The 14,311-nt window shown below is 72.1% G+C and carries 11 protein-coding genes; 6 read left to right on the top strand and 5 right to left on the bottom strand.

The genetic code is table 11. From position 1 onward, the window contains the following. Nucleotides 1-2: 2 nt before the first annotated feature. On the bottom strand, nt 3-1,454 hold the full coding sequence (locus tag WCD84_RS05910) for a bifunctional 2-methylcitrate dehydratase/aconitate hydratase (RefSeq protein WP_343280740.1): 1,452 nt from the start codon (nt 1,452-1,454) through the stop codon (nt 3-5). A 133-nt stretch (nt 1,455-1,587) separates the two neighbouring features. Here WCD84_RS05910 and iadA point away from each other — a divergent pair, with 133 nt between their 5' ends. The 6 genes from iadA (at nt 1,588) to WCD84_RS05880 (ending at nt 10,231) form a co-directional block, all read left to right on the top strand. Beyond that, nucleotides 1,588-2,787: a beta-aspartyl-peptidase gene (gene iadA / locus WCD84_RS05905; RefSeq protein WP_343255629.1), complete on the top strand. Its 1,200-nt coding sequence runs from the start codon at nt 1,588-1,590 to the stop codon at nt 2,785-2,787. Then, nucleotides 2,787-3,626, top strand: coding sequence for a cyanophycinase (locus WCD84_RS05900; protein WP_343255630.1), 840 nt, complete (start codon nt 2,787-2,789; stop codon nt 3,624-3,626). The genes iadA and WCD84_RS05900 overlap by 1 nt, the downstream gene beginning before the upstream one ends. Nucleotides 3,627-3,642: 16 nt before the next feature. After that, a complete protein-coding gene (cphA, locus tag WCD84_RS05895; protein ID WP_343255631.1) occupies nt 3,643-6,429 on the top strand; it encodes a cyanophycin synthetase in 2,787 nt (928 codons plus the stop codon). An 11-nt stretch (nt 6,430-6,440) separates the two neighbouring features. Further along, nucleotides 6,441-8,243: a Mur ligase family protein gene (locus WCD84_RS05890; protein WP_343280739.1), complete on the top strand. Its 1,803-nt coding sequence runs from the start codon at nt 6,441-6,443 to the stop codon at nt 8,241-8,243. 156 nt (nt 8,244-8,399) lie between these two features. Next, nucleotides 8,400-8,825, top strand: a complete 426-nt coding sequence (locus WCD84_RS05885) for a DUF2231 domain-containing protein (RefSeq protein ID WP_343255633.1) — start codon at nt 8,400-8,402, stop codon at nt 8,823-8,825. Beyond that, on the top strand, nt 8,822-10,231 hold the full coding sequence (locus tag WCD84_RS05880; protein ID WP_343280738.1) for a PQQ-dependent sugar dehydrogenase: 1,410 nt from the start codon (nt 8,822-8,824) through the stop codon (nt 10,229-10,231). The genes WCD84_RS05885 and WCD84_RS05880 overlap by 4 nt, the downstream gene beginning before the upstream one ends. Here WCD84_RS05880 and WCD84_RS05875 read toward each other — a convergent pair. Genes WCD84_RS05875 through WCD84_RS05860 form a run of 4 tightly spaced genes read right to left on the bottom strand, consistent with a single transcriptional unit; the run spans nt 10,228 to nt 14,258 of the window. Then, the gene (locus WCD84_RS05875; protein WP_343280737.1) at nt 10,228-10,758 is read right to left on the bottom strand and encodes a DUF2894 domain-containing protein; all 531 of its coding nucleotides are present in this window, start codon (nt 10,756-10,758) and stop codon (nt 10,228-10,230) included. The two genes, WCD84_RS05880 and WCD84_RS05875, sit on opposite strands and share 4 nt — an antisense overlap. Then, on the bottom strand, nt 10,748-11,410 hold the full coding sequence (locus WCD84_RS05870; protein WP_343280736.1) for an OmpA family protein: 663 nt from the start codon (nt 11,408-11,410) through the stop codon (nt 10,748-10,750). The genes WCD84_RS05875 and WCD84_RS05870 overlap by 11 nt, the downstream gene beginning before the upstream one ends. Continuing rightward, the gene (locus tag WCD84_RS05865; protein ID WP_343280735.1) at nt 11,407-13,479 is read right to left on the bottom strand and encodes a DUF802 domain-containing protein; all 2,073 of its coding nucleotides are present in this window, start codon (nt 13,477-13,479) and stop codon (nt 11,407-11,409) included. The genes WCD84_RS05870 and WCD84_RS05865 overlap by 4 nt, the downstream gene beginning before the upstream one ends. Continuing rightward, on the bottom strand, nt 13,476-14,258 hold the full coding sequence (locus WCD84_RS05860) for a DUF3348 family protein (RefSeq protein ID WP_343280734.1): 783 nt from the start codon (nt 14,256-14,258) through the stop codon (nt 13,476-13,478). Before WCD84_RS05860 ends, WCD84_RS05865 begins: the two co-directional genes overlap by 4 nt. Nucleotides 14,259-14,311: the final 53 nt, after the last annotated feature.

Here is a 14,311-nt window from a genome sequence, read left to right as displayed (position 1 = left end):
CGTCAGATCACATACAGATCGACGTAGTCGTGCACGGGCATTGCTTCCAGCGTCGCCTGGTCCAGGCTGGCGGCCAGGATCGCGGCCTGCTGCTGCTCCGGGAACCGTCGCGCCAGGTTGCGGCGGAACTTGGCCTCCAGCAGCGGAATGCCCTCTTCGCGCCGGCGCCTGTGTCCGACCGGATATTCCACCGCGACCTCGGCAAGTGAGCTTCCGTCGTTGAAGGTCACGGCCAGCGCGTTGGCGATGCTTCGCTTGTCGGGGTCGTGGTAGTCGACGGTGTACCGCGCATCCTCGACGCAGGCGATCTTCGCGCGCAGCGGGTCGATGCGCGGGTCGGCGGCCACCTCGTCCCCGTAGTCGCCTGAGGTCAGGCGCCCGAAGATCAGCGCCACCGCCACCATGTACTGGATGCAGTGGTCGCGGTCGGCCGGATTGTCCAGCGGGCCCTGCTTGTCGATGATGCGGATGCAGGCCTGCTGGGTGCGGATGGTGATCGTGGCGATGTCTTCGACGCCCCTGCCGGCGGCCGCGAGCTGCCCATGCAGGATCATCGCCGCCTCGACCGCGGTCTGGCCGTGGAATTCGGCCGGGAAGCTGATCTTGAACAGCACGTTTTCCATCACATAGCTGCCGTAGGGGCGCTGGAAACGGAAGGGCTCGCCCTTGAACGATACGTCGTGGAAGCCCCAGGTGGGCGCGGTCAGCGCGCTTGGATAGCCCATCTCGCCCGTGGCCGCGATCAGCGCCAGGCGCACCGCGCGGCTGGTGGCGTCGCCCACAGCCCAGGACTTGCGGCTACCGGTATTGGGCGCGTGGCGGTAGGTGCGCAGGCTCTGTCCATCCACCCAGGCCTGCGACAGCGCGTTGATGATCCCGTCCTGCGGCAGGCCCAGCAGCCCGGCCACCACCGCGGTCGATGCCACCTTCACCAGCACCACATGGTCCAGGCCGACGGCGTTGAAGCTGTTCTCCAGCGCGATGCAGCCCTGGATCTCGTGCGCCTTGACCATGGCGCGCAGCACATCCTTCATCAGCAGCGGCGGCCTGCCGTCGGCGACCGCAGTGCGGCTCAGCCAGTCGGCCACGGCGAGGATGCCGCCGAGGTTGTCCGACGGATGCCCCCACTCGGCGGCCAGCCAGGTGTCGTTGAAGTCCAGCCAGCGCACCATCGCGCCGATGTTGAAAGCGGCCTGCACCGGATCGAGCTGATAGCCGGTGCCGGGCACCCGCGCGCCGTTCGGCACCACCGTGCCCGGGACGATCGGCCCGAGCAGCCGGGTGCAGGCGGGATACTCCAGCGCCTCCAGGCCGCAGCCCAGGGTATCGAGCAGGCAGTGGCGCGCGGTCGTCCAGGCCAGCGGTGATTCGACCGCGAAGCCGGTGACGTAGTCGGCGATGTCGACCATGGCCTGGTCGGGCTCCGGACGGACGTTGGGAACGAGCGTGGACATGGCGGCCTCCGCCTGCGGTGATTCCCCGACGCTACTCCCCCGTCCGCGGCGCGGCCATTGCGTGCCGTTCACGGCGCCACGCCGCGCATCCGCCTTGCTTGACGCCATGCCCGGCGCATTCCAACCTGCCTCGATGAAGACAACGCTGGTCCGCAACGCGGACGTATACGCTCCTGAATCGCTGGGACGCCGCGACCTGCTGCTTGGCGGCGGCAAGCTGCTGTGGATCGGCACCGATGCGCCCGACCTGCCCGAAGCGTTCGGCGCCTCCACCGTCGACCTCGGCGGCCGCCGGCTGCTGCCCGGCTTCATCGACGGCCACGTGCACGTCACCGGCGGCGGCGGCGAAGCCGGCTTCGCCAGCCGGGTGCCGGCGCCGATGCTCTCGCACTACACCCGCAGCGGCGTGACCACGGTGGTCGGCCTGCTGGGCACCGACGACGTTGCCCGCGGCACCCGTGACCTGGTGGCCCAGGTCAATGCGCTGCGCGAGGAAGGCCTGTCCGCCTGGGGCTACGCGGGTGGCTACCACCTGCCGCCGGCCACGATCACCGGCAGCGTGCGCGCCGACCTCGCCTTCATCGACTGCCTGATCGGTGTCGGCGAGCTGGCGATCAGCGACCACCGCTCCAGCCAGCCAACGCTGGACGAGCTGCTGCGGATCGCCTCCGAAACGCACGTGGCCGGGCTGATGACCGGCAAGGCCGGCATCGTCCACCTGCACCTGGGCGACGGCGCGCGCGGCCTGGACCTGGTGCGCCGCGCGCTCGACCAGAGCGAACTGCCGCCGCGGGTGTTCAACCCCACCCACGTCAACCGCCGCAAGGCGCTGTTCGACGAAGCCATCGAACTGGCGCGGCGCGGCTGCACGATCGACATCACCGCCTTTCCGGTGGCCGAGGATGAAGACGCATGGAGCGCGGCCGATGCGCTGGTCCGCTACCTCGACAGCGGCGCTCCGCGCGAGCGGGTCACCGTCAGCTCCGACGCCGGCGGCTGCCTGCCCTGCTTCGATGCCGAAGGGCGGGTCGCCAGCATGGACGTCGGCCACTCCGGCGCCCTGGTCGACACCCTGCAGGAACTGCTGGCGCGCGGCGTTGCGCTGGAAGACGCACTGCCGGCCTTCACCAGCAACGTCGCCGACCTGCTGCGGCTGCCCGGCAAGGGCCGGATCGCCACCGGCGCGGACGCGGACTTCGTGGTCATCGACGCGGGCGGCGCGGTCACCGACGTGTTCGCCGGCGGACGCCCACACCTGCGGAACGGCGCGGTGGTTCGGCATGGTACGTTCGAGGGTCGACCCACAGACCACCATCAAGCAGGAGCCAATTGATGCCGAGCAAACCCGCCAACGGGGAACAACGCGGCTGGATCATCCCGATCGGCGGCGCCGAGGACAAGGAGACCAACCCCCGCATCCTGAAGCGCTTCGTCGAACTCAGCGGCGGCAGCGAGGCCGACATCGCGGTGATCCCGACCGCCAGCCGGCTGAAGGAAACCGGCGTGCGCTACGAGGAACTGTTCGGCGGCATGGGCGCGGCCAACGTCGAGGTCGTCGACTTCGACACCCGCCGCGACTGCCAGGAGCCCAACCGGCTGGCGCGGCTGGAGCAGGCCAGCGGCATCTTCTTCACCGGCGGCAACCAGCTGCGGCTGTCGACCATCCTCGGCGGCACCGACGTGGCACGCACGATCCGCCTGCGCAACGCGCAGGGCGTGCCCGTGGCCGGCACCAGCGCCGGCGCCGGCTTCCTCAGCGAGCACATGATCGCGTTCGGCAGCGAGGGATCCTCGCCGCGCGCCAGCAGCGTGCGGCTCGCGCCGGGGCTCGGCCTGACCAACCGCTTCGTGATCGACCAGCATTTCCGCCAGCGCGACCGCCTCGGCCGGCTCACCGCCGCGCTGGCCTACAACCCGTTCGCGATCGGCATCGGCCTGGACGAGGACACCGCGGCCTTCATCTCCCCCGAAGACGTACTGGAAGTGGAGGGCAGCGGCGCGGTCACCGTGGTCGATGCCCACGACCTGCAGTTCTCATCGATGGCGCACGCCGACGAGGACGACCCGGTGTGCATGCTGGGCCTGGGCGTCCATATCCTGATCGCCGGCGCCACCTTCAACCTGCACACGCGACGGGCCTCGGCCGGACGCCTGGCCACCCGCAAGACCTGACCGAAGGCAATCATCCATGCGCATCCTCGAACGCTCCGTCTACGTCGGCCCTTCGCTCCACGCGCACTTCCCGGTGATCCGCCTGCTGCTCGACCTGGGTGAGCTGGAGCAGTGGCCGACCGCACGCCTGGGGCCGGAGTTCATCGACGGCCTGGTGGCGGCCCTGCCCGGCCTGGCCGAGCACGGCTGCTCCTACCGCGAGCCCGGAGGCTTCCTGCGCCGCATGCGCGAGGACGAGGGCACCTGGCTCGGGCACGTGCTTGAACACGTCGCGATCGAGCTGCAGAACATCGCCGGCGAGGACGTCACCTTCGGCAAGACCCGCAGCGTCGACGACCGCCCCGGCGTGTACACGGTGGTCTACGAGTACGTGCAGCGCGAAGAGGGCATCGCCGCCGGCAACCTGGCGCTGCGGCTGATCGCCTCGCTGCTGCCCGCCGACATCCGTCCCGCCGGCAGCGTTCCCGAAGACTGGGAATGGGATGTCGCCCGCGACGAGTTCATCCGCTACGCACAGCGCGGCGCACTCGGGCCGTCCACCGCATCGCTGGTGCGCGCCGCCGAGGAGCGCAACATCCCCTGGCTGCGGCTCAACGCGCAGTCACTGGTGCAGTTCGGCCACGGCCGCTACCAGCAGCGCATCCAGGCCACGGTCACCGGGCGCACGTCCTACATCGCGGTGGAGCTCGCCAGCGACAAGGAAGAGACCAACAAGATCCTCGCCGCGCTCGGCCTGCCGGTGCCACGCCAGCAGATGGCCTCCAGCCAGACCGACGCGCTCAAGGCGGCGCGCAGGCTGGGCGGGCCGGTGGTGCTCAAGCCCTGGAACGGCAACCACGGCCGCGGCATCACCATCGACATCACCGGCGACGACGAGATCCGCGAGGCCTTCGTGGCCGCGCAGGCGCACTCGCGCTCGGTGATCGTGGAGACCTTCCAGCCGGGCGACGACCATCGCCTGCTGGTGGTCAACGGCGAGCTCATCGCCGCCACCCGGCGCACCCCCGGCCATGTGGTCGGCGATGGCCGCAGCACCATCACCGAGCTGATCGAACAGGTGAACCAGGACCCGCGCCGCGGCGTCGGCCACGAAAAGGTGCTGACCCGCCTCGAGCTCGATGCGCAGGCCGAACTCATGCTCGAGCGCGCCGGCCATACCGCCGATTCCGTGCCGGCCGCCGACGAAGTCGTGCCGCTGCGCTCCACCGCCAACCTGTCCACCGGCGGCACCGCCACCGACGTCACCGACGTCATCCATCCCGACAACCGCGAGATGGCGATCCGTGCGGTGCGCGCGATCGGCCTGGACGTGGGCGGCGTCGACTTCATCACCCCCGACATCACCGAAAGCTACAAGCGCATCGGCGGCGCGATCTGCGAGGTCAACGCCGCGCCCGGCTTCCGCATGCACGTGGCGCCGAGCGAAGGCACGCCGCGCGACGCCGCCGGACCGGTGATCGACATGCTGTTCCCGCCGGGCTCGCCGGCGCGGGTGCCGATCGCCGCGGTCACCGGCACCAACGGCAAGACCACCACCGCGCGCATGCTCGCGCACATCGCAAAGATGGCCGGCCACACCCCCGGCCTGACCACCACCGACGGCGTCTACATCGACGGCCAGCGCACGGTCGAAGGCGACATGACCGGCCCGGTTTCCGCGCGCATGGTGCTGCGCGATCCGACGGTGGATCTCGCGGTGCTGGAAACCGCGCGCGGCGGCCTGCTGCGCGCCGGCATGGGCGTGACCCGGGTCGACGTCGGCGCGGTGATCAACGTCCAGCCCGATCACCTCGGGCTGAAGGGCATCGACACGCTTGAACAGCTGGCCGAGATCAAGCGCATCGTGGTCGAGGTGGCCGACGAATGCGCGGTGCTCAACGCCGACGATCCCAACGTGCTGCGCATGTCCGGCTACACCAGGGCGCGCACCATCTGCTACGTGACCATGAACACCGGCCACGGCCTGGTCCGCGAGCACGTGCGCGCCGGCGGCCGCGCCTGCGCGCTGGAAGAAGGCGTCAACGGCCACATGATCACGCTCTATGACAAGGGCAGCCAGATCCCGCTGCTCTGGACCCATCTGATCCCGGCAACGCTGGAAGGCCGCGCCCTGCACAACGTGCAGAACGCGATGTTCGCCGCGTCCATGGCGTTCGCGCTCGGGTTGAAGCTCGACGACATCCGCCACGGCCTGCGCACCTTCGACACCACCTTCTTCCAGGCGCCGGGCCGGATGAACGTGTTCAACGAGCATCCGTTCAAGGTGCTGTTCGACTACGCGCACAACGCGCACGCGGTCGGGGTGATGGCCGACCTGGCGCAGCGCCTCGACGTGGACGGACGCAGGATCGTGGTCGTCGCCGGGCCGGGCGACCGCCGCGACGAGGACCTGGTGGCGATCGCGCAGGCGGTCGCCGGACGCTTCGACCACTACATCTGCCGCCGCGACGACAACCTGCGCGGCCGCGACGGCGACGAGGTGCCGAACATCATCGCCAGCGCGCTGCGCGACGCCGGCGTCGACGACGCCGCGATCTCGGTCATCCCCGACGAACAGGAGGCGATCGACGCCGCCCTGCGCATGGGCCAGGCCGGCGACCTGCTGCTGGTGTTCGCCGATGCGCTGGCCCGCTCCTGGAAGCAGGTCACCAAGTTCAGGCCCGAAGGCGCTGCGACCGGCCCGGCGAAGCCCGTCCAGGCACCGCCGCTGGCCCTCGCCATCGAGGAGTCGACGTTCGACCTGGAAGGCCTGGTGCGCGAAGAGCGCGGCCTGGTATTCCTCCCCGACGAAGACAGCGACTGACCGCACGCCCGATGACCGCACCCGCGCCGCTGCCCTTCGACGACTCACGCCGCCTGACCGGTCCGAACCTGTACTTCGCCGACGCCGGCGCGGTGCTGGAAACCGGGGTCGGCGCGCCGGTCCCGCGCGCCCTGATCGACGGCTGGAAACAGCGGATCGAGCGCGCACGTTCTGTCCTGGACTGGCCCGATGGCCCGGTCCTGGTGCGCGATCACGCCACCGGCGCCAGCCTCGCCTTCGCGGCGCCGGCCGACCGGCTGTACACCGCCACCGAAGTCAACGAATGGGCCTGGCTGTCCACGCTTGCAGCGGCGGGCATGGACACCGGCGAACCCGCCCTGCAGCCGGCCCACGCGCCAATCAACGATGACGACGCAGCGTTCCGCATCCTGCGCGCCGCCGCCACCGCCGAACACCTTCCCCGTCTTCGCGCCCTTCGCGAGGGCGCCCTTGCCCACGAGCTGCCGCTGCTGCTGGACGACGAACAGCTCTCCATCGGCCTGGGCACCGGAAGCCTCACCTGGGACAACCCCGCGCTGCCGCTTCCCCACGAGGTGCCGTGGCAGGAGCTGCACACCATCCCCGTCGCCCTGGTCACCGGGTCCAACGGCAAGACCACCACCGTGCGCCTGCTCACCGCGATGGCGATCGCGCACGGCTGGCACACCGCCAACAGCTGCACCGACGGCATCTACCTTGACGGCGCGCTGATCGAAGACGGCGACTACTCCGGCCCCGGCGGCGCGCGCGCACTGCTGCGCAACCGCCAGGCCCAGGCCGCGATCCTGGAGACCGCGCGCGGCGGCCTGCTGCGCCGCGGCCTGGGCGTGGAGCGCGCCGACGTGGCCCTGGTCACCAACGTCAGTCCCGATCACTTCGGCGAATACGGCATCCACGACCTCGACGGCCTGGCCGAGGTCAAGCTGACCGTGGCCCGCGCCATCGGCACTGCCGGCACGCTGGTGCTCAACGCCGACAACGAACTGCTCCGGCGACATGCTGCCGGCCTCGACGCGCCGCTGGCCTGGTTCTCCACCGACGACGGGCATCCGCTGCTGAAGCAGGCACGCGCCGATGGCCGCCGCAGCTGCGGCGTGCGCGACGGCCGGCTGCGACTGTTCGACGGAGTCGCTGCCCATGACCTCGGCGCGGTCGCCGACATGCCCCTGACCCTCGGCGGCCTGGCCGCGCACAACGTGCAGAACTGCGCCGCCGCCGCGCTCGCGGCCGCATGCCTGGGGATCAGCCCGGACACCATCCGCACCGTGCTCGCGCGCTTCGGCCGCGCCCACGACGACAATCCCGGCCGGCTGCAGCGCTGGACGCTTGGCGGCGACGTGCAGGTCTACGTCGACTACGCGCACAACCCGGACGGCCTGCAGCACCTGCTTGGACTGGTGCGCCAGGCGCATCACCCAGGTGGCCGCCTGCACCTGCTGCTGGGCCAGGCCGGCAATCGCAGCGACCAGGCCATCGCCGAACTTGCCGCCACCGCCGCGTCCTTCCGGCCCGACCATGTCGTGCTCAAGGACATGGACAGCGCCTATATGCGCGGCCGCGAAAGCGGCGCGGTGGCACAGCTGCTGCGCGACGCATTGCTGCACGGCGGCGTGGCCGCCGATGCCATCGTCGAATGCCTGGACGAAGCCGAGGCCACGCGCCTGATCCTGGCCGATGCACGTGCGGGTGACAGCCTGGTCCTGCCGGTCCACGGCGCCGCCACGCGCGCACGCGTGGTCGCGCTGCTGGACCAGCTGCAGGCGCAGGCCTGGTCCGCGGGCGACGCCCTGCCCGCACCGGCGCCCGCCGGGTAGCCGCAGCGCCGGCCCGCAGCACCGGGAACGCAGCGTCCCGGGGCAGCGCACGGTGGTGGAGGAGCCCTGGCCTAAGATGAACAGGCCCCACGCAGCGCGTGGGATGCCGCCATCCCTCCCGACGCCGCACCGGCGTCCGCTCCCCGAAGGACCCCCATGGCTTCGACCATCGAACGCCGGTACGCACCGGCTTTTCATCCTGTCCACGCACTGCTGCTCGGCGGTGCGACCGCCCTGTTCCTCGGCGGCCTGCTCAGCGACATCGCATACGCCCGCACCTTCGAGATCCAGTGGAACAACTTCGCGTCCTGGCTGATCGCCGGCGGCCTCGTGGTCGCGGGCGTAGCGCTGGTGTCCGCGCTCGCCGGCCTGATGCCGTCGCGCCGCACGCGCGGCTCGCTGCTGCACTTCGTGCTGCTGCTGGCGACCTGGGTCGTCGGCTTCTTCAACGCGCTGATGCACGCACGCGACGCCTGGGCCAGCATGCCCGGCGGCCTGGTGCTGTCGGTGATCACTCTCGTCCTCGCCATCGTGGCGACCTGCTTCGCGGTCCGTGCCCCGCGCATCGGAGGTGTGGAATGAACCGCCTGAGCCTGCTTGCCATCGCCACCGCCGCCGTGGTCCTCGCCGCCTGCAACCCCGACCCGGGTCCGATGCAGTACGGCAGCGACGTCAACCTGCCCGAACCCAAGCGCGGGCTGCTGCCGCAGATGGTGATCGCCGATCCGTCCGACTGGGGCGACCGCGTGCCGGTGGTGCCCGAGGGCTTCGAGGTGCGCGCGATCGCCACCGGCCTGGGGATCCCGCGCCAGACCCTGGTGCTGCCCAACGGCGACATCCTGGTGGCCGAGGGCCGCGGCGGCAACGCGCCCAAACTCAAGCCCAAGGACGTGATCGCCGGCCCGATCAAGGCCGCCGGCACCACTCCGGTGAAGGGCGGCAACCGCCTGACCCTGCTGCGCGACGGCGACGGCGACGGCGAATACGAAGTGCAGACCGTGTTCGCCGATGAACTCAACGCGCCGTATGGCATGGCGCTGATCGGCGATGACCTGTACGTGGCCAACCAGGACGCGGTGGTGCGCTTCGACTACACGCCGGGCCAGACCCAGGCCACGGCCGGCGAGCCCGAGGTGCTGACGCTGCTGCCGTCCGACATCAACCACCACTGGACCAAGGCGATGGCCGCCAGCGCCGACGGCCGCTTCCTGTATGTCGGCATCGGCTCCAACAGCAACATCACCGAGCGCGGCATGACCGCCGAGGTCGATCGCGCCAGGGTCTGGGAGATCGACGTCGCCACCGGCATGCACCGCCCGTACGCGACCGGCCTGCGCAACCCCACCGCGCTCGCCATCCAGCCCGGCAGCGGCCAGCTGTGGGCGGTGGTGAACGAGCGCGACGAGATCGGCCCCGACCTGGTGCCCGACTACCTGACCTCGGTGCGCGACGGCGGCTTCTACGGCTGGCCCTGGGCCTACTGGGGCAAGAACGTCGACACCCGCGTGAAGCCGGAGAAGCCGGAGAAGGTCGCCGCCTCGATCACGCCCGACTACAGCCTGGGTGCGCACGTGGCCTCGCTGGGCGTCGACTTCTCCAGCCCGGTGATGGGCGCGGAGTTCGCCGACGGCGCCTTCGTCGGCATGCACGGCAGCTGGAACCGTCCGGATCCGTCCGGCTACAAGGTGGTGTTCGTGCCGTTCCGCAACGGCCGCCCGGCCGGTGATCCGATCGACTTCGCGACCGGCTTCCGTGACGACGACGGCAGCACGCGCGGCCGCCCGGTGGGCGTGACCGTGGATCCGCGCGGCGCGGTGATCATCGCCGACGACCTGGCCAACATCATCTGGCGCGTCGCGCGCGTGGGTGGTCCGGCGGTGGCGCCGGAAGTGCCCGCGATCGAGGCGGATGCAGCAGATGCGGACAGCGACACCGACGGCGCAGGCGGCAGCGCAGCGGAGCCGAACGGCCCCGCGACCCGCTCCTAGCCGGCGTCCGCCGGGGGGCGTGCCGCTCCCCGGCCCCGGCGCGCCTTTGCGCGCTTGCTGGCCGGCGACGCATTGCCGCCGCGGCCGGCGTCGCCACCGGCCGACGCAGCGCGGGCCTGCACGTCCTGCAGGTCCGCCAGCATGCCGATGTAGGCGGTGAACTGCCGCAGGTAGTCCGGCGACTGCGCCTGCATCAGGCGCAGCATCCGTCCCGCCAGCGCCCCTGAATTGAGCGGTCCCGCATCGTCGGGCGTCGGCGCCAGCGCGCGACGCACCTGCTCGCGGTTGCGCAGCTGTGCCCACAGCCCGCGGACCTCATGCAGCGCCGGTAGCGCCGGCCATTGCGCAGGCCCCGGCAGGCCCAGATCGATCCCGCCGGCCAGGGCCTGCCGCTCGATGGGCCAGGCTTCCAGCGCATCCAGCAGGCTTGGGAGCGGCCGTGCCATTGCTGCCATCGGTGCCGCCGCCGCGGCCTCCGCGTCCTGCGGCGCCCGTGCCGCACTGTCCCGGAAGTCGCTACCGCCCATGCGCAACCTGCGTGCCCTGCTCCCGCCCTTGCGCCTGCCGCGGCACCGGGGCCATTTCCACGCGGCGGTTGCGTGCACGGCCTTCGGCGTGGGCGTTGCTGTCCACCGGCTGTTCGGCGCCGAAGGCCGCGGCGAACACCGATGACGCCGGCACGCCCTGCGCCACCAGCGCGCGGGTCACGGTCAGCGCGCGCTGCGCGGACAGCTCCCAGTTGTCGGCGTAGCGCCGGCTGTCGCCGCGCACCAGGCGGTCGTCGGTGAAGCCGCTGACCATCAGGATCTCGTCGCGCCCGGCCAGGAAGTCCGCCAGCGGCGCAGCCAGGCTTTCGAGCAGCGCCTCGCCGTCGGGCTGCAGGTGGTCGGAGCCGAGTGCGAACAGCACGCTGCCGCTGATGCCGATGCGGCCATCGACCAGGGTGATGCGGCCGCTGGCCAGCGGCGCAGCCAGCGCCTGCTCCAGCGCCACGCGACGCTGCTGCTCGACCTCGCGCTGCACGATCTCCTCGGCAAGCTTGGCCTCGAGATGCAGCTGCACGCCGATCACGCCGACCAGGATCAGCACGAACACGCCCAGCAGCACCGACATCAGGTCGCCGAACGCGGCCCACACCGGGACCGTGGAATCGACGTCCCCCTCGACCTCCAGGCTCATGCCGCGGCGCCGGGCAGCTGGCGCAGCTCGGCGATGATCTGCTTCTGCGCCAGCACGCTCAGGTCGACCAGCTCGCGCGCCTGGGCGACGTAATAGGCCAGCTGCTCGTCGCTGCGGGTGCCGGACGCGTCCAGCGCGGCGGCAATCCCGTCCAGGCGCCCGGTCAGCTCAGCGTTGCGTTCGCCGAACTGCTGCACGGCGCCGGCCAGCGCCTCGCCCAGGCCGGCCACGCTGGTGGCGCCCGCGTCCAGGCGCGCCACCGCGGCGTCGATCGCACCGGTGCCGGCCTCGACCTGTTCGCCGAAGCGGCCGCCGGCCTGCTCCAGCAGCGTGGCGCTGGTGGATACTAGGGCGTCGATCGCGCCGCGCTGCTCGGTGGAGGCGTGGTTCACGGCATCCAGCAGGGTCGACAGCGTCGCCATCAGCTGGCTGCGCTCGGCCAGCAGCGCGGTGTCGCGCACCATGCTGTCGGAAAGCTTCTGGCGGAGCTCGGCGACCACCTCGGCGGCGGCCCGCGGGGCTTCCGACGCGGCCTCCACCAGGGTGGAGATTTCGGCGATGGTCGCGGCGGCGTGCGCCTGCGACTGCGCGCCGATGTCGGCGGCGGCGACGGCCAACGCCGAAGCCACGGCCTCGTGCCGCCGGGCGGCGTCCTCGCCGGCACGGGCCCAGTCCTCGCGCAGCGACGCGGCCATCGTTGCGAGCTGCTCCTGCCAGGCGGCCAGGCGCTCCCGGTCCTGCCCGGACAGCGCGGACTGCAGGCGCGCATGCGTGCCTTCGAGCTGCTCGAGCAGGGCCGCGGACTGGCCGGCGAACGTCGCGCCGGCCGCGTCCAGCGCCTGGCCATGGCGTTCGGCCAGGACATCGTGCTGGGCCTGCTGGCGCGCGAGCGCCCCGTCCCACGCGGTGGCGAGCTGGTCCGTGGTGGCCTCGAGGCGCGTCGCCACCTCCTCGACCATGCCGCCGGTGCGCTCCACGAGGCGCTCGCCGGCCGCGTCCAGGCCCGTACGCAGCGCTTCGGCCAGCACCTGCTGCGATCCCGCCTGCTCGGCCAGCGCGTGCTGCCACAGCGTCGCGGCGGCGGTCGAGCTGCGTTCGAAGCCGGCGTCGAGCGCCGCCAGCTGGCGGTCGACCGACGCGGCGACCGTCGCGTTGAGCTGCACGGCTTCGCGCGTGACCGTGTCCATGGCCGCGGCGACGGCCGGCTGCACGGCCTCGACGGCCGCGCGCGCGCTGTCGGCCGCACCGCGCTCCAGCACCGCCGACAGCGTGCCGGCCAGCCGCTCCCAGGCCGCCGTGCTGCCGGCGTGGAACGCGTCCTGCTGCGATGCCTGGCGCTGGTGCGCGGCCTCGCCCTGCCGCTCCATCGCCGCCGCCATCGACTCCAGGCGCTCGACCAGGGCCGGCAGCGCGTCGGCCTGCGCCTGCATCAGGCGCAGCGATTCGTCGCGCTGGTGGGCACGGGTGTGCACGCGCAGGCCGTCGGCGCTCGCGGCATCGAGCAGGCGCACCGCATCCGCGCGCTGGCGCCGGCACAGCGCGGCCAGCAGTCCCAGCATCGCCGAGGCGGCCACGCCCGCGATCGAGGTGCCGAAGGCCACGCCAAGGCCCTCCACCGGCGCGGCCAGGGAGTCGCGCACCGCTTGCAGGTCGCTCGCCGACTGTAGCGCCATGCCGGTGCCGCGCAGGGTGAGCAGCATGCCCAGCAGGGTGCCGAGCATGCCCAGCAGCACCAGCAGGCCGACCAGGTAGGGCGTGAGCGCGGGCGCCGGCAGCGGTGCCTGGCCGCTGGCGATGCGCTGGCGCACCGCGCCGCGCAGCGTCGGGTCGAGGCCGGCAAGCCAGCCGGCCAGGCCGTCGGGGCCGGGCGGCGCGTCCAGCGCGGCGATCAGGCCATCGGTCGCGCGCCGGTAGCGGTACAGCTCGACGCCACCGATGAGGTACAGCGCGCCGATCAGTGCGGTAACCGCGAGTGCCAGCGCATGGCTGCCGACGTAGCCCGCGCCGATCCAGCACACGACCAGCAGGCCGAGGGCGAAGACGAGGCTGTCGAGGAGGGTTCTTTTCATGCATCCGGGCCTGGGCTGCGAAGCGCGGAAAGCAGGGCTTCGATGGGATGGAAACGGAGATCGAGTTCGGCCGACAGCAGCTGTCGCGCCTCATCGCGGAAAGCGGCGCGCCACCCGGCGGTATCCACGCGTGCCGGCGCCGCGGCGTCGGCATGGAGCGCATGCAGGCGCTCGAAGCGCGCGACCAGCGCGGGGACGACGGGCACCAGCAGCGCGTGTTCCCGCGGCGCCAGCAGGCCTTCCATCACCGCGTCGACTGCGGCCAGCCGCGCCTGGCCATCGGCGCGCCGCGCCAGCCGCTCGCGCAGCTCGCCGCGCAGGCGCCCGGTCGCCGACTGCATGTCGCGCTGCAGCCCCTGGCAGTGGCGCAGTACGGCGCCGGCACCCGCGGCGGCGCCGGTGCCGTCATCGCCGGCGCGGGGATGAAGCGGCAGCGTCCAGTCGCGTGCGTCTTCGTCGATGGCCTCTTCCAGCGCGCCGCGAACGCGCAGGCATTCAGCGGCGGCGTCCACATCCAGCGTGGCGCCGGCGTGACCGGTCGGGTCATCGCTTGCACCGGCGGGATGGGAGGCGCCACCGGAATCCTCGCCGTCGTCCCGGCCCGGGGGCGCGTCGTCGAGCGCCCGCGACAGGGCCACGGCGCGCTGCCAGTCCAGCCAATCGCCCAGCACGTCCGCCGGGGACCGCGCCTGCTGGCCGGGTTCTACGCCCGCCAGCCGGGCCAGCAGCCTGGGAAGCGCGGCGCCCGGGACGGGCGCCCGGGTGCGTGGTTCAAGCATGCTGGTGGCCAAAAAACGACCATTTTAGCGCGTTGCCGCCGGACACTGCCCGC

Origin of the sequence: Luteimonas changyuni (assembly GCF_039548395.1) — a bacterium.
Taxonomy (GTDB): domain Bacteria; phylum Pseudomonadota; class Gammaproteobacteria; order Xanthomonadales; family Xanthomonadaceae; genus Luteimonas.
This window is presented reverse-complemented; position numbering and strand designations above follow the sequence as displayed.